The sequence below is a fragment of the Acetomicrobium sp. S15 = DSM 107314 genome, from assembly GCF_016125955.1.
Lineage (GTDB): Bacteria > Synergistota > Synergistia > Synergistales > Thermosynergistaceae > Thermosynergistes > Thermosynergistes pyruvativorans.
Genome location: NZ_JADEVE010000073.1, coordinates 39,957 through 59,680, shown reverse-complemented (window position 1 = coordinate 59,680; position 19,724 = coordinate 39,957). Strand labels below are relative to the sequence as shown.

Annotated in this window: 19 protein-coding genes; 4 read left to right on the top strand and 15 right to left on the bottom strand. The window is 55.4% G+C overall.

Annotated elements, in window-relative coordinates; all coding sequences use genetic code 11:
• Window positions 1-115 precede the first annotated feature (115 nt).
• The 9 genes from ribF to rimP all read right to left on the bottom strand — a co-directional run bounded on the left by ribF (window position 116) and on the right by rimP (window position 7,645).
• Entirely contained in the window at window positions 116-1,060 is a 945-nt protein-coding gene (gene ribF, locus EZM41_RS01585; RefSeq protein ID WP_198468719.1) for a riboflavin biosynthesis protein RibF, read from the bottom strand.
• Window positions 1,057-1,989, bottom strand: coding sequence for a tRNA pseudouridine(55) synthase TruB (gene truB, locus EZM41_RS01580; protein ID WP_198468717.1), 933 nt, complete (start codon window positions 1,987-1,989; stop codon window positions 1,057-1,059). The genes ribF and truB overlap by 4 nt, the downstream gene beginning before the upstream one ends.
• Window positions 1,964-2,965 (bottom strand): DHH family phosphoesterase, encoded by a 1,002-nt coding sequence (locus tag EZM41_RS01575; protein ID WP_198468715.1) that lies wholly within the window; start codon window positions 2,963-2,965, stop codon window positions 1,964-1,966. Before EZM41_RS01575 ends, truB begins: the two co-directional genes overlap by 26 nt.
• Window positions 2,966-2,968: 3 nt before the next feature.
• Window positions 2,969-3,325: a 30S ribosome-binding factor RbfA gene (gene rbfA, locus EZM41_RS01570; protein WP_198468713.1), complete on the bottom strand. Its 357-nt coding sequence runs from the start codon at window positions 3,323-3,325 to the stop codon at window positions 2,969-2,971.
• Window positions 3,306-3,626: a DUF503 domain-containing protein gene (locus tag EZM41_RS01565; protein ID WP_198468711.1), complete on the bottom strand. Its 321-nt coding sequence runs from the start codon at window positions 3,624-3,626 to the stop codon at window positions 3,306-3,308. The genes rbfA and EZM41_RS01565 overlap by 20 nt, the downstream gene beginning before the upstream one ends.
• A 5-nt stretch (window positions 3,627-3,631) precedes the next feature.
• Entirely contained in the window at window positions 3,632-5,611 is a 1,980-nt protein-coding gene (infB, locus tag EZM41_RS01560) for a translation initiation factor IF-2 (protein WP_198468767.1), read from the bottom strand.
• 36 nt (window positions 5,612-5,647) lie between these two features.
• The gene (rnpM, locus tag EZM41_RS01555; RefSeq protein ID WP_198468709.1) at window positions 5,648-5,956 is read right to left on the bottom strand and encodes an RNase P modulator RnpM; all 309 of its coding nucleotides are present in this window, start codon (window positions 5,954-5,956) and stop codon (window positions 5,648-5,650) included.
• 3 nt (window positions 5,957-5,959) lie between these two features.
• On the bottom strand, window positions 5,960-7,060 hold the full coding sequence (gene nusA, locus EZM41_RS01550) for a transcription termination factor NusA (RefSeq protein ID WP_198468707.1): 1,101 nt from the start codon (window positions 7,058-7,060) through the stop codon (window positions 5,960-5,962).
• A gap of 81 nt (window positions 7,061-7,141) precedes the next feature.
• Window positions 7,142-7,645 (bottom strand): ribosome maturation factor RimP, encoded by a 504-nt coding sequence (rimP, locus tag EZM41_RS01545; protein ID WP_198468705.1) that lies wholly within the window; start codon window positions 7,643-7,645, stop codon window positions 7,142-7,144.
• 305 nt (window positions 7,646-7,950) lie between these two features.
• Here rimP and arsN2 point away from each other — a divergent pair, with 305 nt between their 5' ends.
• The 4 genes from arsN2 (at window position 7,951) to galE (ending at window position 13,015) form a co-directional block, all read left to right on the top strand.
• A complete protein-coding gene (gene arsN2 / locus EZM41_RS01540) occupies window positions 7,951-9,087 on the top strand; it encodes an arsenic resistance N-acetyltransferase ArsN2 (RefSeq protein WP_198468703.1) in 1,137 nt (378 codons plus the stop codon).
• A gap of 229 nt (window positions 9,088-9,316) precedes the next feature.
• Window positions 9,317-11,020: an amidohydrolase gene (locus EZM41_RS01535; protein ID WP_198468701.1), complete on the top strand. Its 1,704-nt coding sequence runs from the start codon at window positions 9,317-9,319 to the stop codon at window positions 11,018-11,020.
• Between the two features lie 80 nt (window positions 11,021-11,100).
• Window positions 11,101-11,955: a diaminopimelate epimerase gene (dapF, locus tag EZM41_RS01530; protein WP_232618925.1), complete on the top strand. Its 855-nt coding sequence runs from the start codon at window positions 11,101-11,103 to the stop codon at window positions 11,953-11,955.
• Window positions 11,956-12,037: 82 nt separating this feature from the next.
• Window positions 12,038-13,015, top strand: coding sequence for a UDP-glucose 4-epimerase GalE (gene galE / locus EZM41_RS01525; RefSeq protein WP_198468699.1), 978 nt, complete (start codon window positions 12,038-12,040; stop codon window positions 13,013-13,015).
• On the opposite strand, the gene EZM41_RS01520 is transcribed toward galE, so the two are convergent.
• The 6 genes from EZM41_RS01520 to EZM41_RS01495 are packed head-to-tail and all read right to left on the bottom strand — an operon-like array spanning window position 13,005 to window position 19,717.
• A complete protein-coding gene (locus EZM41_RS01520) occupies window positions 13,005-14,108 on the bottom strand; it encodes a M24 family metallopeptidase (protein WP_198468697.1) in 1,104 nt (367 codons plus the stop codon). The two genes, galE and EZM41_RS01520, sit on opposite strands and share 11 nt — an antisense overlap.
• The gene (locus EZM41_RS01515) at window positions 14,105-15,094 is read right to left on the bottom strand and encodes an AIR synthase family protein (protein WP_198468695.1); all 990 of its coding nucleotides are present in this window, start codon (window positions 15,092-15,094) and stop codon (window positions 14,105-14,107) included. The genes EZM41_RS01520 and EZM41_RS01515 overlap by 4 nt, the downstream gene beginning before the upstream one ends.
• 3 nt (window positions 15,095-15,097) lie before the next feature.
• On the bottom strand, window positions 15,098-15,649 hold the full coding sequence (locus EZM41_RS01510; protein WP_198468693.1) for an epoxyqueuosine reductase QueH: 552 nt from the start codon (window positions 15,647-15,649) through the stop codon (window positions 15,098-15,100).
• Window positions 15,646-16,434 (bottom strand): tRNA (adenine-N1)-methyltransferase, encoded by a 789-nt coding sequence (locus tag EZM41_RS01505; protein WP_342449199.1) that lies wholly within the window; start codon window positions 16,432-16,434, stop codon window positions 15,646-15,648. The genes EZM41_RS01510 and EZM41_RS01505 overlap by 4 nt, the downstream gene beginning before the upstream one ends.
• Window positions 16,435-16,460: 26 nt before the next feature.
• Window positions 16,461-18,629: an HD domain-containing phosphohydrolase gene (locus EZM41_RS01500; RefSeq protein ID WP_198468689.1), complete on the bottom strand. Its 2,169-nt coding sequence runs from the start codon at window positions 18,627-18,629 to the stop codon at window positions 16,461-16,463.
• Window positions 18,626-19,717, bottom strand: coding sequence for an ABC transporter substrate-binding protein (locus tag EZM41_RS01495; RefSeq protein WP_198468688.1), 1,092 nt, complete (start codon window positions 19,715-19,717; stop codon window positions 18,626-18,628). The genes EZM41_RS01500 and EZM41_RS01495 overlap by 4 nt, the downstream gene beginning before the upstream one ends.
• Window positions 19,718-19,724 lie beyond the last annotated feature (7 nt).

Below are 19,724 nucleotides of genomic sequence, written 5' to 3'. Positions count from 1 at the left end.
TAACCCACAGGCGCCCTGCCGGCCGGTCGCTCTCCCTGGCCACAGCTTTGTTTTGGCAAAAATAGACATCGGCGCCCACGTCAGATTTAGTCCCATGCACATCTGAAGGTGCGGGCTACCCAAGTGAAGGCGCCTCTTCCAAAATTGCGGCCCACTCCTTCATGAAAACGCTCGAGGCTGAAGCCCATTCTTCGTAACGGCGGCAACATTCTTCAATATCTTTTTTCACCTGCTCGGTCAGAGCTTGAGGCGAAGGGAAGGCTTTTTCGTCGCGGAGACGCTTGATCAGAAAGACTGCCACATCGTGCCCGTAAAGTTCTCCCTCGAGGTCGGGAAGGTGGATCTCCACGCTCATGTTTTTATCCTCCTTTTCGAAGGTGGGGTTTAAGCCTATATTCAAGGCTCCCGCCCACCATCTTCGATTGACCCGAGCAGCGGCGCAATAGACGCCCCTTTTGGGGATCATCTTTTCGGCAGGAATTTTTAGGTTGGCCGTGGGGAAGCCCAAAAGTCGACCGCGGCCCTTTCCACGGGTTACCCTGCTTTTGATCATAAAGGGGTACCCCAACAGTACCTCGGCCATCTCGCTTTGGCCCTCCAACAATAATTCCCGGATGCGGGAACTGCTTACGGGCTCCCCGTCGATAATGAGGTGCGGAAGGGCCGAACAATGCCATCCCATAGTTTTGCACTCTTCCTGCAACATGGTCAAGTTGCCTTTTCTATTGCGCCCGAAGCGGAAATCCTCGCCGACCACGATGCCGTCGATCCCAAAGTCATCGTTGAGGAATGCGAGGAACTCTTCGGGTTCCATGTGAGCTATTTTATCGAAAGGAAGTTCCACCAGATCTGGGATCTTTAAATATTTGGCGAGCAAAATCCTTTCGTCATAAGAGAAGAGGAGCTTAAAGGAGTCGCCCTTGAAGAAGCGCTGAGGATGAGGGATGAACGTCACCGCACACCAGCTATCCCCGATGCGTTCAGCCATATCTTGAGCCTCTAAGAAAAGGCGCTGATGTCCTTTGTGAAAACCGTCAAAGGCACCTATACATGCGATCACCCTGTGATTTCCCCCTCGAGCGGCACGTTGACCTTGGGATAAAAGGAGGCCCCTCCGGACGAGAGGACAACTTCGCAAAAAGTGACGCCCCTCCCGCCGACAAGAGCCACGCCTTCTTTTGTAGGCAATATACCCCAGCTTAGTCGCCTGCCGGGGCAATCTTTGATCACCTGGCCGTGCCAGCACGCCTCTTCGACATGCCGATCTATCTCGTAAGCAGTAAAGTGGTCCAACAGTCGCTCAACAGGAAGAAGGTGTTTCAAGAGGGTTTCCCTATCCATATGAGGCAAGAGGTGTGAACTCAAGCTCTGCGCCTCGATCAGCGAACCCAAGGCTATGCGCCGCAGCGAAGAGACGGTGGCGCCGCAGCCTATTTGCCTTCCGATGTCGAAGGCGAGGCTCCTGATATATGTCCCCTTATGGCACTCTACGACCATGGATACACAACCGTCCTCGTCGACCGGAGAGGTCACACGGATCGAGCGAATGAAAATCGGCCTCGCCTCAAGCGAGGGCGCCTTGCCTTTTCTAGCCAGCCTGTGTGCCCTTTCGCCGTTCACGCGCACCGCCGAAAAGGCAGGCGGCTTTTGGAGCCTCATGCCCAAAAAAGCGCACGTTGCGCGCCTCAGGCGCTCCTCGACATCTCCGCCCACTGGCGTAGTTCGCGTCACCGATCCTGTGATATCGCCGGTGGTGGTCTCGATGCCGAGCTTCAGCACGACTCGGTAAGCCTTAGGAAGTTTCATGGCGTAGTCGCTCAAACGCGTGGCGCTTCCGAGCAAGATGAGGAGCAAACCGCTGGCCGGCCCGTCCAGGGTCCCGGCATGGCCGACTTTGACGTTTCTTCCCAGGCGCGATCTCACTATCTCTACACAGCGAGTACTGCGCAATCCAGGTTCTTTATCAATTAGAAGCAAACGGGCGCGCATAAAGGTGCTCAACCTCTTCCTTTATCAAATCGATGGCATCGGAGAGGGAGAGGTGGAGCCTGCAAGCAGCGGCTTGGGGATGCCCCCCGCCTCCGAGGCGCTGCGCCAATTCTCGGACGGAGGTCTTGCCCTTGGCACGAAAACTCACCCTGACGTCGTCGCCCTCCTCCGTCAGAAGCATCCCCACATCGACCCCGTTAACCTTGACGAGCTCATTCGCCAACCCTTCTGTGGAGTAACGGGAGACTCCGAGCTCCTGAAAGTCGTCGTCGCTGAGCCACGTAAAGGCCACACGGCCTCCGGCCATCAGGGCAACCCTGCTGTAGGCTTTGCCCCACAGATGCAGCTCTTCAACGCTGCTCTTGGAATTTATGCGCTCGTCCAGCTCCTGCGGTTTCACTCCGAGCTCGAGCAGCCTTGCGGCCACGCGGTGGGCATTGGGCGTCGTATTGGCATAAGTAAAATGACCGCAATCGGTGACAATGCCGGTGTAGATACCTATGCACGCCTCTATGCACGGCCGCCACTCCCCTGCTTCGGCCAAGTCCCACAATATCTCCGATGTGGCGGAGGCTTCATCGTTTACGTAGACCACATCGCCGAATCTCGTGTTGTCGCCGTGATGGTCTATATTTATAAGGGTAGCCGGCGAAACACCATTTTCTATTCCCTTGACGGAACGAGACGGCGCGCTCGTATCGATTACGATAATTGCGGTATCATCCCTGAGCCACTCCATCGGAAGCTCTTTATAAGCCCTGTATTCGCAAGACATGGAGAGGAACGCATCATAGGGAGGAGAGATCGGGTCGGGCCCTCCCCACGACACGTCCTTGCCCAAGGCCTTGCCCCAACAGACGAGCGCACTTCCCCCGCCCAAGGCATCCCCGTCCGGCCTTTCGTGAACCAGTATGCGCCAGCAGGGAAAAAGCGCTAAGGTACGAGCCAGACGCGCTAAGCCGGACGCCTTTGACATCACTTACCCACCGTTCTCGTCCTTACCCGAGATCCTATCTAACAGAGCTTCCATTCGCCTCGCTCTGTCTTCGCTTTCGTCAAATATAAAACAGAACGCCGGCATGCTCCTCACGTGCATCTCTTTGCTCAAAACACTTCTCATGAGGCCCGACGACTTTTCAAGCGCCAAGGTCACCTTTTCTCTATCGTCGCGATCGAGCGTCGTAAAATAAACCTTCGCGCGACTCATGTCTTTGGAGCACTCAACGCCGAGGATGACCGCCTTCTTGACGTTTTCATCTTTGATGCGACGTTGAATAAAAAGAGAGATCTCCTTGGCAAGCTCTTTGTTTATCCTCTCAATATGAAAACTCGTCATGCGGTTTGATCACCCTCTCCCGCCGCACGATCTCAAAGTCCGCATTGTCCTCAGCCTTTTCCAGAAACCTCTCTACCGACATAAGAAGCGAATCGATATGTTTCAAAGACGAATTGACGACCGAAAAGGCTAATACGGCCCTTTTCCACGAACCATCCGGCCCCAGATCGGCGACCGATACGTTCCAACGCCGATGCGCCTGATCGAGCAAGGAGCGAATAACCTGGCGCCGGTCTTTCAGGCTGTCGGCAGCGGATAAGCATAATTCCACTACGAGGACCCCTATGAAAAAAGAGCTCATTTGGCTCATCTCTTCGCATCTTCAAGCCTGCGTTTTTCTTCAACTACTTCGAAGGCTTCTATTATATCACCTTCTCTGAAATCATGATAATCTGCGAAACCTATGCCGCATTCATATCCGGCGGACACTTCGCGCACGTCGTCTTTGAATCGCTTAAGGCTCGATATGGCACCTTCCCATACAGCAGCGCCACTCCTCAAGACGCGAACCTTGGCGTTCCTTCTAATAACCCCATCCAACACATAACAGCCGGCTACGCTGCCGAGATTGGGAACGCTGAATACGGCCCGTATCTCCGCGTGTCCTGTCACGTTCTCCTTGAGCCTCGGGGCCAACATCCCTTCCAAAGCAGCCTTCACGTCGTCGATAAGGTCGTAGATCACGCGGTATAAGCGCACCTGCACTCCTTCTCTTTCGGCTATCTTCTTGACGTCGCTGCTGAGCTTGACGTCGAAACCCAGTATTACGGCATTCGATGCAGAGGCCAGCATGATATCCGACTCCGAAATGTTGCCCACGCCCTCATGTACAATGCTTATTCCAACTTCTTCGGTAGCCAGATTCAATAGTGAAGCCTTAAGGGCTTCAAGGGAACCCCTCACATCGCACTTCAAGACGATGTTGAGCTGCTGTTTTTCTCCCATTTCGATGCGCTCATAAAACTCTTCGAGGGTCAATCGTCTGGGATGCTCGACTTCGATCTCTCTTTCGATCTTCTTGCGCTCTATTGCGTCCCGAGCTTCTCTTTCGCTGTCTACCTTACGAAATAGCTCCCCGGCCTGGGGCACATCGTTCAAGCCCGTTATCTCCACGGGCATGCTGGGGGTAGCCTCTTTGACGCTCCTTCCCTTATCATCCTGCATGGCCCTTATCCGTCCCCAGGTGCTATCAAAAAGCACGACATCCCCTTGGCGAAGGGTACCTTGTTGCACGATAACCGTAGCCACCGGCCCCTTCCCCTTGTCAAGCCTGGCTTCGACGACTGCTCCCTCGGCGTCGACGGTGGGGTCGGCTTTCAGCTCGGCGAGTTCTGCCACCAAGAGGATCATTTCCAATAGGTGGTCGACGCCTTGGCCTGTCTTGGCCGAGATATCGACCATCACGGTATCTCCGCCCCACTCTTCTGGAATCAAGCCCAGATCCGCCAACTGCCGCCTGATCACCTCGGGCCTTGCGTTCGGTTTGTCAACCTTGTTTACAGCCACGATGATGGGAACCCCCGCCGCATTGGCATGGTTTATAGCCTCGAGGGTCTGAGGCATCACGCCGTCATCGGCAGCTACAACCAGAACCACTATGTCGGTCACCTGCGCCCCGCGTGCCCGCATGGCGGTAAAAGCTTCGTGTCCGGGAGTATCGAGGAATACTATCTTCTGCCCTTGATGTTCCACCACTGAGGCACCGATATGTTGCGTGATGCCCCCGGCTTCGCGAGCAGTGACGTTTGTGTGGCGAATGTAATCCAAGAGCGTCGTCTTGCCGTGATCCACATGCCCCATAACTGTTACAACTGGCGGTCTGGGTTTCAAATTCTCCCCTTTGGGCTTCGGTTTAAACTTAAGCGCAACGGCTGAGACCTTCTCTTCATGTCCTCCGCGCGACAACGAAAACTCTTTCCCGTAAGCCTCGGACAAGGCCTTGAGCACCTTTTCGTCGACGGGAGAATCAGCCGGCACCATGAGCCCCTTTTGCACTAACGTCTTAACCACATCGGCAACCGGCATATTCAAACGTTCCGCCAATTCCCCTACGGTGGCATTTTCCGGTACGATCACTTCCTCAACCTTTGCGGCTCCCTCTTCTGCTATTTTTGCAGAAGGAGCCCGCTCGCTGCGGAACGCCTCCTCCACGAGCTGAGCTGTCTCTGTGTCGATGGAACTCATGTGCGTTTTAACATCGACACCCAGCTCCCTCAAAAAATTTACCAGCTCTTTGTTTGACAAGCCCAACATCTTGGCCAACTCATAAACTCTAATTTTGCTCAGACGACATCCCTCCTCGGCAAACCGCGTAAAAGCTGATTACTCAATGCTTAAATCATCACCATCGCCAGGGTTCTCCCCGCAGAGCGAAAGGAGTTCCTCATAAATTTCCTCAGGAACGCGAGCCTTCAGAGCGCGCGAAAGGGCATCCCTCTTCTTGGCGACCGTCACGCACTCCCTCTTCGCGCATACATACGCACCGCGGCCAGGCATCCTGCCCGTAGGATCAATCACTACCTCACCCTTAGGGCTCCTTACCACCCGCAACAGGCCCTTCTTGGAAAACTCCTCTCTGCAACCCACGCACGTACGCGGTCTTTTCCTCCTCGAACCTGTCGCTTCTTTCATGGATCAATCGTTGCCCTTTTTAATTATATCCGCGAACAGGTCATGCAGCGTAGGCATGCGTTCCGGTTCCAAGACTTTGACGTCTATTTTCCAACCGGTCAACTTCGCTGCAAGCCTTACGTTTTGCCCTCCCTTACCAATAGCAAGGGAATGATGATCCGGCCTCACATAGGCATGAACGGCCTTATCCTGCTCCAGATTCGGTTCCACTTTCACCACTTTGGCTGGCGATAGGGCGTTCTTTATAAACTGCAGAGGATTGTTGCTCCATACGACTATGTCTAACCGCTCTCCAGCCAGTTCTTCGCTTATGGACTTGATCCTTTGCCCCTTGTTCCCCACACAAGCCCCTACAGGATCCACGTTTGGGTCGAGGCTTGCCACGGCCACTTTGGAGCGGGCTCCTGCCTCTCGCACGATGCCCTTTATCTCTACCACGCCTTCCCTTATTTCCGGGATCTCCAACTCCATGAGCCGTTTTACGAGGCCAGGATGGGTCCTGGAAAGGACTATGCGAGGCCCTCGCGTCGTCTGCCTGACGTTCAACAGATAGAACTTCATGCGTGCCCCGGGATGATACTTCTCGCCCGGCATGCGCTCCTCGGGAGGCAACATAGCGTCTGTGCGGTCGTTTATGCGCACCAACACCTGCGAGTCTTCGGACTTAAAAACGATTCCCGTAACGAGATCGCCCACGCGGTCTGCGAACTCGTCGTAGACTATCTGCCTTTCGGCATCCCTGAGGCGCTGAATGATGACCTGACGGGCAGTCTGCGCAGCGATGCGGCCGAACTCCTCCGGCGCGATCTCCACCCAGATCTCGTCGCCGATCTTCGCGTCGTCGTGTCCGAGGCGCCTGGCGGCTTCCAAAGAAATCTCAGGAGCGTTTTCGCTCGGCTGCTCCACAACCTTTCGCAGCTCATACACGAAAACCCCTTCCCCGGCAGGGTCTATCTCTACCTTCATGTCTCTGCTTGAGCCCTTATACTTCTTATATGCCGAGACCAGGGCAGCTTCCAAGCTGGATATGATCAGATCCATGGGAAGCCCTTTCTCTTGTTCTATCTGGCGCACTGCCCTCATGAAATCTCGCCCCAAAAGCATGAACTTTTCCTCCTTAAGCGAACCTTCTTTTTTAAGCGGCCATCGGACACAGCTGACCGATGGCCAAAAGCGCTTTTCCTCTCACTTCTTTCTCTTTGGAACTCCTTCCTCGTAAATCAGGTGAGCTTTGTCGATAAGGTCAAAGGGGATAACGGTTACCCGATCGCCCTCATCCGCAGACAAAAGGATCTCGTCGCAATCCGTAACGCCCGCGAGCAAGCCCGTGAAACTGCGCCTTCCTTCCACGGGTCGGCGAGTTTTGAGCCTTACCTTCTTATTCACAAAACGGCGATAGTCGTCCACGGAAAAGAGCGGCCTTTCGATCCCAGGGGAGCTGACCTCGAGAAAATAGCGCCCAGCGAACGGGCCGCCGTCGTCCTCCTCGTCGAGGATGGCGCTGATCCTCCTGGATACCAGCTCGCAATCCTTTACGTTGATGCCGCCCAAGCTGTCTATGTAGATGCGCAACGTGGGCCTCCCCTGCTCTACCACGATCTCCATGCCCACAAACTCGTATCCCAATTCTTCGGTGCCCCTTTTGGCCAACGAGGCCAAAAGTCCTCTTGTCGCCTCATCCAGCTGCATCAGGCATCACCCTCGCACCGGCTATATACGGCCTTCAAATATCATAGCGCTCCGCTCCCCTAACCGCACAGGTATCCCGAGCGCACCTAACAAAGAAGAGTGGGCGACGCCCACTCTTCTTAACTCTCCACTCATACATTTCCTGCATAGAATTATACCACCCAGTCAATCTCATTGCAACTGGCGCGACCACCGCCGAGCCGTCGGACGCTACGCTACCAAGGACATATGAGCAACCCCATGAACTATGCTAAAATGCGAGCAGAAGCGGATATGACACTCACCTCGAGGGGGTTCATTGCATTATGAAGGAAAAAGCGATAAGTCAGGAGATAAAGCGTCGTTACGACGCCATAGCCTCAAAATCGGATGGCAAGGACAAGTCCTGCTGTGAAGGCTTCTCGTGCGGCCAAGGACTAAACGAGAGCGGTTTAGGATGCGCAAATTTAGCCGGGATAGTGCAACTCTTTCCCGGGGAGGTCCTTTTAGACCTGGGCAGCGGACCAGGTTTAGAGACGATAGCGCTGGCGAGGCGCATAGAACCAGCAATTGCTTTTGGGTTAGACCAATCCCCCGCCATGGTAAAAAAGGCCGAAGAGAACGCGAAGAGGGCAGGAGTGTCGAACGTCCGATTTCTCACAGGCTCTATGGAAGAGATCCCTCTGGAGGATGAGTCGGTGGACGTGGTCGTCTCGAACTGCGCAGTCAACCTGGCCTCGAAAAAGGAATCGGTCGTCGAAGGGGTAGCGAGGGTGCTCCGCCCCGGAGGCAGGCTGGTCATAGCCGACGTCGTGTGGCTTCAAACCCCGCCGGCGGAAGTGAGAAAAGACCCGGAAGCCTGGGCTATGTGCTTCGGCGGTGCATTAGAGGTGCGAGATTACGAACAGCTCCTGAAACGGGCGGGATTCGAGGCGATAGACATAAAGATCCTCTCTCCCTTCAATGCCGGCAGCGTCTCGATAAAACCCTCCAGCGCCTTGATCACGGCCAGAAAACCCAAAAAACCTGACGAGGCCGCAGAAATCCGACAGGCAAAGCCAGAGGATCTCGCCGTTGTATTGCGGATCCTCGAGGCGGCGGACCTCCCCACCGACGGCGTCGCCGATTGGATAGACAATTTCATCGTAGCACAAACGCATACGGGAATAGCTGGCATCGCTGGCATGGAAAGATACGGCGTTTACGCGCTTCTGCGATCGGTGGTCGTGCTCCCCAGGTGGCGCGGATGCGGTTTGGGACGCCGACTGGTCGACACCCTTATGTCAAAGCTTCCTGAGATAAAGCGAGTGTATCTATTGACGACTACGGCCAACGACTTCTTTAGCCGCCTGGGCTTTAAGGAGATCTCGTGGGGCGAGTTGCCCGAGGAATTGCGAGCATCTAAAGAGCTCCAAGGGGCATGCCCAAGATCTGCCACCGCCATGCGTTTGTCCTTGCCTTAGGATATTGCCGCCACAGATAGCACTCAACACATTCAACATACCGTTGACACCTATATGCGAGTGGGTAAAATTGGTTTACCGTAAAAAAACCAATCATGTTTTAGCTGCTCTTCAAGTTCTTCCAAAGAGGCGGTGATGCGCGAGGGGAAAAATACAAACAAGACAAACCGAAAACCCTAACAAGTCGCAATAAGGAAAAGACAAATCGTACGTTTGCAAAAGGAGGAAGATGATGCGTAGCTTAAGGGTGACAGTCGTTTCGTTTTTGGTTTTCTTAAACCTTTTATTCGTCAAGCTGCCTGTCTCCGCTGCCGAAGTGGCCGACAGTGTTTACCGCAATGGGAATTTCTATACCGTAAGCGAACAGATACCCAAGGCAGAAGCCGTAGCCATCAAAGAAGGGAAGTTTATCTTCGTCGGCAGCAATGAGGAAGTAAAGGCTTACATCGGAAGCGACACTAAAGTCGTAGACCTCGAGGGGAAAACCGTCCTTCCCGGGCTCATCGAATCTCACATGCACTACGCTTCCTATGGCGCGCTACAGATGCAAATTCAAGCGCACTGGCGCCCGAAGGAGGAAATTCTCGAAGCCGTCAAAAAGGCCTACCCTTCGGCCAAGGAGAAGGGCGAGTGGATTTTGGGAAGGGGCTGGAACCAGGAGGTTTGGAACCCGCCGCAATTTCCAACCCGAGCAGAGCTCGATGCAATAGCCCCAGACGTGCCGGTCTATTTAGTGCGCACCTGTGGGCACGCCGCCTGGGTCAACAGCAAAGCCCTTGAAGTGGCCGGGATCACCGCCGATACTCCGGATCCAGAGGGCGGTGAAATTTATCGCGACGAAAAAGGCCAACCTACCGGGATCCTCACCGATACGGCAATGAAGTTAGTGAGCCAAAAAATCCCGCCCCTCACAAAAGACCAGCAGAGGAGAGCGCTGCTTGCGGCCCAAGAAAACCTGCTTTCCTACGGCATTACGACCGCCAACGATATGGGAACGAGCCTTGAGACGTTTAATCTGATGAAAGAGCTATACGAAGAAGGCAAGCTCAAGATCCGCATCTATGCCTATGGTGCGTCTGGCAGTTACGGTAAAGCCGATGCCGCGTCGTATGCTCCGTTTTTAGAGATGGGCCCGCAAAAGGAGCTTTACGACGACCGCCTCACGTTGGGCGGGTTAAAGTTCTACGCCGACGGATCCTTAGGCGCTCGCAGCGCATGGCTAAAGGAAGAATATTCAGACCGTCCGGGGCATCTCGGTAACCCCCGCGAAACCGATGAATCGCTTTACGCCATGGTGCTTGCCGCCCGCAAGGCGGGCTTCCAGGCCGCAACCCATGCTATAGGCGACGCCGCCAATCACCAAGTTTTAAATGTTTACGAGAGGGTTCTCAACGAGATTCCCGAGCCGAGGGACCATCGTTTTAGGATCGAACACGCGCAGGTCATTTCGCTTGAAGATATACCGCGCTTTGCTGCGCTCGGCGTCCTGCCGAGCATGCAGACGTGTCACGCCACGTCCGATAAAAACATGGCAGAATCCCGTGTGGGCCCAGAAAGGATCAAGGGCGCTTACGCCTGGCGCAAATTGATAAACGCCGGTTCGATCATTCCGAACGGCACAGACGCGCCGGTTGAACTCGTTAACCCCTATCAAAACCTCTTCGCTGCCGTAACGCGAATGGACACAGAAGGACAACCCCAAGGCGGTTGGTATCCCGAGGAAAAGATGACCCGCGAAGAGGCTCTGAAATCTTATACTATATGGGGGGCCTACGCCGACTTCAAAGAAGCCGCTTTGGGCTCCATAGAAAAGGGCAAACGGGCCGACTTCGTCGTCATAGATAAGGATTACATGAGCTGCCCGGAAATGGAGATAAAAGACATTAACGCGCTCCTTACCGTCGTAGCCGGCGAAGTGCTCTATTCTCGCTAAGGCTTCGCTCTCATTAGCCCTCGGTGTTTTCGCAATCGCCGAGGGCTAATGAATGAAGCCTTTCATGAAGATGAACAAAAATGTTAACTTCTGATATTGTGGTCAAGTGCGCCAAGTTGAACGGCAACGGAAACGACTTTATAGTAATCGACAACCGAAGCTCCCGTTGGACCGCATCGGAGCTTTCGAGGATCAGCCGATCCCTCTGCAGGCGCCGCGAGGCCTTAGGAGCCGACGGAATCCTGGTTATGGAATCTTCCTCGAGGCTTCATTTCGGGATGCGCCTCTTCAACTCCGATGGCTCCGAGGGAGAAATGTGCGGCAACGGCGCCAGGTGCATCGCCAGATATGCCTTCGAAATGGGGATAGCCCCGCGCGAAATAGCCTTTGAAACGCTCGCCGGAGACGTGAAGGCCTGTGTCGACCCTCCGATGGTAGCGCTCATAATGCCCGAGGTGGACTTAAGCCAAGTCATCCTCGACGAAGCGCTCGAAGTGGTGGGCCTAAAGCTGCGCTATTCTTTCGTAGCGGTCGGAGTCCCCCACGTCGTGGTCTTCTTGGACGATCTCTCAAAGAGGACGATGGAGGAATTGACCCGGTTAGGAAGGGAGATACGCTATAGGATGGATCTCTTCCCTCAAGGGACCAACGTAGACTTTGTGGCCCTCGAGGGAGAAGGGCTTTGCTGCATAACCTACGAAAGAGGCGTCGAAGCTATCACTTCCTCATGCGGCACCGGCTCTGTGGCCAGTGCCATAATATCCCACCTTCTCGGCAAAAGCGGCGAAAAAACGGATGTCCGCAATCCAGGAGGTATAAATACAGTTTCTCTCTCCTTTTTAGAGAAAGGCCGCGTGCTCCCGGCGCTCGCCGGCAAGACCACTTTCGTAGCTCAGCTTGAGGTCTTCGAAGAGGCTTTAGCGGACACTCCTTAAGTCGTTGACTTCAACTATCGAATGGGGTGGATTTTTGCGCCGGCCATTGATCATCAATTAAAATGAAAGACGAGGTAGGAAAATGATACTGGTAACCGGAGGCGCGGGTTATATAGGAAGCCACGTAGTGCTGTCTCTGCGCGAAATGGGCCACGAAGTAGTCGTATTGGACGACCTGAGCCGTGGACATGAGGACTTGATCTTTTCGCCCAACTTCGTGCAGTGCGATATCCGCGACCGCGAAGCGGTAGGCAGCGCTTTCGCTCGCTTTCCCATCGAAGCGGTTCTCCATTTCGCCGCCAGAAGCCTTGTGGGCGAATCAATGCGAGAGCCTGAAGTCTATTACGACGTTAACGTAAACGGGACGCTTTCGCTCCTGTCTGTCATGCGGGATCGCGGCGTGAATGCCCTGGTCTTTTCCTCCTCAGCCGCAGTCTATGGAGAGCCGGAGCGAACGCCCATATCGGAAGAAGACGAACTGCGCCCTACCAACGTCTATGGCGAGACCAAACTGTTCATAGAGTCGATGCTGCGCCGTTACCACGAAGCATACGGGCTCAACAGCGTTTCGCTCAGGTACTTCAACGCGGCGGGGGCCGATCCCGAAGGCCGAAGCGGCGAGGATCACGATCCAGAGACTCACCTCATCCCCTTGGTATTGGACGTGGCGTTGGGACGCAGGAAGGAGATCGCGATCTTCGGCACGGACTACCCAACGCCTGACGGCAGCTGCATTCGCGACTACATCCACGTCACGGACCTCGCCTCCGCGCACGTCCTCGCCCTAAAAAGCCTTATCCAGGGCAAGGCTCGTTGTTCCGCCTACAACTTGGGCAACGGCATGGGGTATTCCGTCAAGGATGTTATAGACGTGGCGAGGCGCGTTACGAGTAAACCTATACCGGCGAGCGCTGGCCCCAGGCGGCCCGGCGATCCGGCGGTGTTGGTAGCCTCGTCAGATAGGGCGCAAAAAGATCTCGGCTGGCGAAGGGCTCACCCGGAGCTCGAAGAAATCGTCGCTACTGCCTGGGAATGGCACCGTCGCAGGTTCAGCCGATGAGAAAGAACTCCTTTGGGACTCCTTCCGTTAGACAAATGGAGCCATCGGCCGTTATCAAATAATCGTCTTCCAGGCGCAACCCCCCTCGCCCCTTAACGTAGACCCCCGGCTCGACGGTCACCACGTCGCCTTCTTTGAGGACGTCGTCGGAACTAGGCGAAAGCCGAGGAGCTTCGTGCAACTCGAGCCCTATGCCGTGACCGAGGCCGTGGGTAAAATACGCACCAAAACCGGCCCTCTGTATAACGGCTCGCGCAGCAGCGTCGACATCCCTGGCGGCTACATTCGGCTTCATCACTTCGAGTGCCGCCTTTTGCGCCTCGGAGAGCAAATTATGAACGTCATAGGCCCAGGCATAGCGCCTTTTGGCCGCCACGTTGCGCGTTATGTCGCACACGTAACCCTCATATCTGGCGCCGTAGTCCAATGTGAGCCATTCGCCCGGCATCAGGCGCCTGTCGGTGGGAGCGCCGTGGGGGAGGGCGCTCCGCTCTCCCGAAGCGACGATGAATTCGTGACTTTTCCATCCCCCTTCGGCCCCACTCATGCGGAGGCGAAACTCCAAAAGCGCAGAAAGCTTCACTTCCGCATCGCCCGGCACGAAGGAGTCGAGGGCTTCCTCCAGCGCAGATGCGGCAAAAGCGGCGGCCTTTCTGATATAAGATACCTCAAGTGGGTCCTTGCACCGTCGAAGCGACGGGATAATGAACGAGGAATCGATCCACTTTACATCCATATCCTCGAGCTTCTTGAACAGAGCGTAGCTTATGCGCTCCCCCTCGAAGCCTATGCGGCGCAATCGCCTTGCATCAATGAGATCCTTCAATACTTCCAGGGTTTGCCTTTGACCCTGATCCACCACCTTAAAACGCGACTGCTCCTCGGCTTGAACCGTGTATCGCCCATCGGTGATCAAAATCTCCTCGTCGTGGGTGATGAGGAGGGTAGCACTTGAACCACGAAACCCCGATACGTAGTAGGCCCCCTCCCAATTGGACCCCTCCGTCACGAATAGCACAAAGCCATCCAGGACTTGATCGCGAAGCTGCGCCCGCAAACCTTCGAGGCGCTCGGCCGCATGCCGGTATGTCACGCTCTTTCACCGCCAGGAAGCTCGAGCAGCCGCCACAGCTCCTCCTGTGCCGGCTCTTCCTCCACATATGCCTCATCTGTAACGCAGCCGACGGCGGACACCTCTATCCCCTGCGCCCGCAGGCTCGCTATCGCCTCGTCAGCGCACTCCGGCGGCAAGACCGCAAGGAGCGCCCCGGAAGATATAAGGCGCAACGGATCGAAGCCGAGGAGGGATGCGACCTTAGCCGTTATAGGATGAACCGGCACAGCATCGCTGTCTATTTCGGCGGCGAGGCGAGCGGTGCGCAGCACCTCCTGAAGGGCGCCCTGAAAGCCCCCCTCTGTAGGATCGTGCATGAAGCGCGCCACGTCCCTCAAGAGACGTGATTCAGGAAGGACTGAAAGCCCTTCCTTCCAGCGCAACGCCTCTGCCATCTCTTCGTCGCTCAAGATCTCCTTTAAAAGATCGGGCCTGTCGCTCGCCAATATCGTCATACCCTCGAGGCCAACGTGCTTGGTGACGATGATGACGTCGCGAGGCCTTATCGACTCCGCCCTGAGGACTCTTCTGCCTTGGCCCAACATGGTACCCACGATCACCGGTTTTTCGTACCCCATGCCGAACTCTGTATGTCCACCGACTATGGCCACGCCGATCTCGCGGCACGCTTCATCCATCTCTTTCATGAGAAGCGCGATATCGCCCTCGTCGCCATAGGATGGGAATATCAACGTGGCCAGAAAATATGCCGGCTCTCCCCCTTTGGCAGCGATGTCGTTGGCGTTCACGTGCACTAAAAGCCTGCCGGCCCCGGCCTTAGCCCCTACGATCGGATCGGATGCCGCCAGCAAAAACCTCCCAGCCGGCCAGCCTATGACGGCCGCGTCCTCGCCTACAGAGGGACCGATCATCACCTCTCGCCTCTCAAAACCCCGCAACCCCAACACCAATCTCTCCAAGACCGGAGGCGGCAGCTTGCCGACACGGCCCCTTTTTGCGTTCATGGCCTATCCCTCTTTCTTTGGAATGCTATAGATGCAGCCGCAATACTTTTGCCTGTAAAGTCCAAGGCGACGGCTCTCTTCGACGGAGAGGGCGAAACCTCCCCCTTTCCGCCAGATTCGATCCACCCACTCGATCCCCGCCGCCCGACATAGCGCACGCCCAAGGGCGTTTATCATATCGGGATCTTTGTGGGGGCTTACCGTAAGGCTTGTCGCCATCGCGTCACATCGCCTTATGAGGGCTTCTGCAAGGGCGGATTCGAGCTGCAAGGCAAAACATAGGGCGCACCTCTTCCCACCCTCGGGCTCGCCAGCCAGATGTCGCACCTTGGCCATCCATGTCTCAGGTTCGTAAGGCGCAAAAACAACAGAGCCGCCCATCTCGCGGGCCAACCTCTCTACGGCTTCGCGCCTTTTGCTGTACTCATCCGCCGGGTGGATGTTGGAACCGTAGAAATATCCAACGACGTCCAACCCTTCATCGACGAGAACTCTCCAGGGGACGATGGCATCGGGTGCGCAGCATGCGTGCAGAAGCGCCTTCTCAGGGGTCACTGCGCCTCTTGAGCCTCGACGCGAGCTGCAAAGATCAGATATCCGGTGTGCCCCACCATCATGTCCTCGGGGCGCAACCTCTCAGGGTCTGTTTTCCAATATCTGTGCATTACCTCGATAACCTGGATGTCTGCAAAGCGCTGCTCTTTCAGTGCGGCCAACGCTCGCTGCACCTGATTCGTTGTGGGCAGGATCATGCCGAGTCTGCGGCCAGGCGCCAAAGCTAAAATCGCATGATGGAGATAATTCCACGGGTCTGGCAGGTCGAGAAAGACAGCATCCGCCTCCCGTTCGTCGAAGCCCTCAGCTATATCGCGCACCTTGAATGTCACCCTGTGGGCAACCTTCCAAAGCTTACAATTTTCTTCGGCGAGCTTCGAGAACTCGCCTCTCCTGTCATAGGATATGACCCTTCCCCCGTCTCCCACGAAATGAGCGAGTGTTGCCGTCAGACTACCGGAACCGGTGCCGCACTCCACGACAGTAGCCCCAGGGAAAATGTCCAAATAGAGGAGGATGAAGCCCGTTTCTTTGGGGAATACTATCTGAGTCTTGCGCTTGAGCTTTCTGGTATATTCCCCGAGCATCGGCTTAAGTATATAAAACGAATGGCCGGTATGGGTCATGACGGCCTTGCCGTAATCGGAAGCCAATATGTCATCATGACCGATGACCCCTACGTGAGAACCCAACCTCCTGCCGGGGACCAAAGAGAGCAAGAATCCGTCTTCGAGCTTTGAGGACCAAAGGTATACTATATCGCCGGCTTTAAGCAAAATAACCACCCCACGAGATTGCAACTCTTAAGGCATTATAGCGCATCGTCTTCGGCGTGGAGGTCGTAGATCTCGGCCATCTCTTTATGTAGCGCCCTAAAGATGTCAAGCATTTTGGGGCCGAAGGCGCCGGATCGCAGGCGCTCGTCCCCATCGAGGATTATCCGGCAGGCTCTCTCGTGGTCAAAGGGAGGTTTATAGGCCCTCTTCGACCGCAAGGCGTCGTAGACGTCAGCTATGGCCACAACTTGCGCTTCCCAGGGAATATCTTCGCCCAAAAGACCATAGGGATAGCCGCTTCCATCATAGCGCTCATGGTGATAGAGACAAATCTTTCTGGCAACGGCAAGCCAATCAGAAGGGCCTATGATCTCAGCGCCCCAGATAGTATGCAATTTAATTATTTCAAACTCATCGTCAGAAAGCGGCCCTGGCTTGGATAATATGTCGAGTGGAATCTTAATCTTCCCTATATCGTGGAGTTTGGAAAAATGGCCTATCGTTTCGACCTCTTCAGATGAGCGCCCTAAAGCTCTTGCCAAGAGGCTCGAATACGCGCCCATTCTCTCCAAGTGCTCTGCCGTCTCGTCGTGATAATATGCAGTAGCAACTTGGAGCCTCGACGCCGTATAGTAATACGACTCGCGCAACTCTTCCTGAGCCTCGAAAGAAGCTAAGAGCCCCGATACGGCCAAAGCGATGGGAGAAATCATCTCAACGAGCTCGCTATCCGCGGTGCGGCATTCTTCGAAGCAGACCGTAAGCCCTCCTACGCCTTTTCCGCCATGCATCAACGGTAGGTTCAACTCGCTTCTTACGGCCGGATGAGCCGACGTATAGCGTCCCGCCGCCGCAGCGTCCTCAATCCAAATGGGCCGTGCTTCCTCCAATGCCTGAGCCACCGACGATTCTTTGGCCGGTATTTTATCGATCGTCAATCCATCCGCACCGAAACCGCTCCATGTGAAGACGCGCACCTCTTCGCCTTCGACGCGACTTATGATCACGCCGAAGGCGTCGCAGGCAGAGCGAACCACCCCAGCGATGCTCCGCAGATTCTCCTTGATGTCGACTCCGCCGGTCGCCAAATGCGTCGCTTCGAGCGCCCTTCGCCATGCCTCTTCCCTTCGCCTCAAGAGCTCGTTAGCCTCGGTCAGGGAGGCGTTTACCGCCTTTACTTCCTCACTATATGCGGCGAGCTCCTCCTGTTGGGCCGTCATAACCTCGAGGGCTTCGGCCAAACCCTCGATGAAGTTTTGCAACTCCTCTACTACGGCGCCGGAATGCCTCTCGCTTATACGCACAGATAGCTCCTCCGTCTTTCCGGCAATATCGAGGGGGTCGCTGTTCCTCAAGGCTTGTCCAAAGGCTTTGGCCAGGGCTGCGACTTCGAAGAGCGGAAAGAAGAGACTCCGCCTCAAAAAGCGCCCCAAGAAAAACAAGAGTAGGGCTAAGCCTGAAGCAGCGATGACGAAGGGGAAAGCGAGCCTGGCGAGCCATACGAAGAGCCCGCTAAAAGGGACCACAGAGATCAAGACCAAGCCGTTCCCCACGGTTTTTGCCTTCAACAATAGGCCTTCCCCTCCCGCAGGGCGAAATTGTCTCCAGCTACCGCCTTCCAATATACCCACAGGAACTGCGCCCCTTAGGGCGAGCGCCTCGGTGGCTTTGGCTCGGTGGACCCATAAGACGCGGCCTCTCTGGTCAACGACGGCCAAATGAAATCTGAAGGGGAGATCAAAGCGCTGGAGGTCTCCGAGAAGCTCGGCGGGGTCAACCCCTACGATGAACTCATCGAGCGGCGTCTGGAGCGAACGGACCAAAAGTACGCGCCCATCGAAAGAAACCAGGTCTGTGGCCTGCCACTCATCCGCGAATAGTGACTGGGGCAGATGCAAGACCGCAGGCAGATACCCCCTGTAAACGCGATCAATGAGCCGCCCGTTGGTCGATAGGAGCAGCCGCACCTCAGGGAGCATATGCGAAGGCAACTCCTCATCCTCGTTAAGAAAGGAGACAATGCCTTCCACTCTCGACAGCAGGGCTTCGGAGTTGGAAAGGACGAGCATACCCGTGGCTTCCATCGCCTCCTCCGCCGCGACGCCGAACCGCCTGATAGTGTTATAGAGCGAAAAGGCGAAGGCCAAAGACAGGACGATCAAAGACACACAAAGGGTGATGCGTATCAGGCGCCGCAAGCTCATGGCGATAAGACCTCCAAAAGGCGCCAGCGCCTTTTTGAAACCTCTTGGAGATAGAGGGGAGGATGACCATCGCCGTTTTCGTCCACCACAAAGGGGCCATTTATGCCAACTACGCTGCGAATCTCGCCGAGCTCTTTCGCTATGCTGACTTTGTCGATTTCTCCTCTGCTTATAGCCTCGTCGAGCATGGCTACGGCGTCATAAGCCAACGTAAGAGGGAACGGGTCCAATTCGTCTCCATAAAGCCTCCTGACGTATTGTACGAAAGGATGCGAAGCTTCCAAGGCATCCGGCCTCCAGGAGGCGATCGTGCATACGCCCTCGCCCATCGACCCGGCGATTTCGGCGAAGCGCGCCGTAGCACCCCAGCTTGCTATCCAAATGGGCATGTCGAGGTAAAGATAACGTAACTGTCTCACGACCACGGCCGACGAAAAGTCCGGCAGCACCAAAACAACCGCATCGCTTTCCATTATCTCAGCTAAGGCAGAAAAGAGCATCTCTCTGCTCGCCCCGCCGTCAGCACTCAAGTAGACATACGGCCGCACGCCACCCATGCCGGCTGTTAGTGCATCGAGGAACGACACCACGTATATGGGATTTTGCGCCGAGGCGAAAACGGCGTAGCGCGAAACGGATTTGCACAATATTTCGCCCATTACAAAGGCCTCGTCCGTTCCGCTGTGAGGGCGAAAGAGGTTATCCTTTTCGGCCAGCGCCTGCGAAAGCGCGCCCACCGATATGACGGAAAGTCCGGCTTCGTCCGCGGCTTTCTGAAGGCGCGAGGCATAAGTGGATGTGGAGGCGCCCACAATGACGACGGCACCGGAATTGATGGCTTCTTTTATACCCTCCTCTACGTCGTCAGTCTTTATGACGACGGGGCGGTATTCGGGGACAAAAGACCGTTCGTTAAAGTAATCGAAGGCCCAAAGAAGGGATTGTGTCAGTGAAAGACCTAAAGGGGCGCCGACGCCAGAAGCCGGAAAAAGGACAGCCACAGTCACACTTTTCCACGGCCGAACGACGAAAACAACCCCTGCCGATATCAGCGCTGTCAGAAGCAATACAACCAAGACCTTGCGCATATTTCAC

Excerpts from the sequence above, each read along its gene's own strand:
- truB (WP_198468717.1), bottom strand. The coding sequence starts at position 1,989 with ATGCGCGCCCGTTTGCTTCTAATTGATAAAGAACCTGGATTGCGCAGT.
- EZM41_RS01575 (WP_198468715.1), bottom strand. The coding sequence starts at position 2,965 with ATGTCAAAGGCGTCCGGCTTAGCGCGTCTGGCTCGTACCTTAGCGCTT.
- rbfA (WP_198468713.1), bottom strand. The coding sequence starts at position 3,325 with ATGACGAGTTTTCATATTGAGAGGATAAACAAAGAGCTTGCCAAGGAG.
- EZM41_RS01565 (WP_198468711.1), bottom strand. The coding sequence starts at position 3,626 with ATGAGCTCTTTTTTCATAGGGGTCCTCGTAGTGGAATTATGCTTATCC.
- rnpM (WP_198468709.1), bottom strand. The coding sequence starts at position 5,956 with ATGAAAGAAGCGACAGGTTCGAGGAGGAAAAGACCGCGTACGTGCGTG.
- nusA (WP_198468707.1), bottom strand. The coding sequence starts at position 7,060 with ATGCTTTTGGGGCGAGATTTCATGAGGGCAGTGCGCCAGATAGAACAA.
- rimP (WP_198468705.1), bottom strand. The coding sequence starts at position 7,645 with ATGCAGCTGGATGAGGCGACAAGAGGACTTTTGGCCTCGTTGGCCAAA.
- arsN2 (WP_198468703.1), top strand. The coding sequence starts at position 7,951 with ATGAAGGAAAAAGCGATAAGTCAGGAGATAAAGCGTCGTTACGACGCC.
- EZM41_RS01535 (WP_198468701.1), top strand. The coding sequence starts at position 9,317 with ATGATGCGTAGCTTAAGGGTGACAGTCGTTTCGTTTTTGGTTTTCTTA.
- dapF (WP_232618925.1), top strand. The coding sequence starts at position 11,101 with ATGTTAACTTCTGATATTGTGGTCAAGTGCGCCAAGTTGAACGGCAAC.
- galE (WP_198468699.1), top strand. The coding sequence starts at position 12,038 with ATGATACTGGTAACCGGAGGCGCGGGTTATATAGGAAGCCACGTAGTG.
- EZM41_RS01515 (WP_198468695.1), bottom strand. The coding sequence starts at position 15,094 with ATGAACGCAAAAAGGGGCCGTGTCGGCAAGCTGCCGCCTCCGGTCTTG.
- EZM41_RS01500 (WP_198468689.1), bottom strand. The coding sequence starts at position 18,629 with ATGAGCTTGCGGCGCCTGATACGCATCACCCTTTGTGTGTCTTTGATC.
- EZM41_RS01495 (WP_198468688.1), bottom strand. The coding sequence starts at position 19,717 with ATGCGCAAGGTCTTGGTTGTATTGCTTCTGACAGCGCTGATATCGGCA.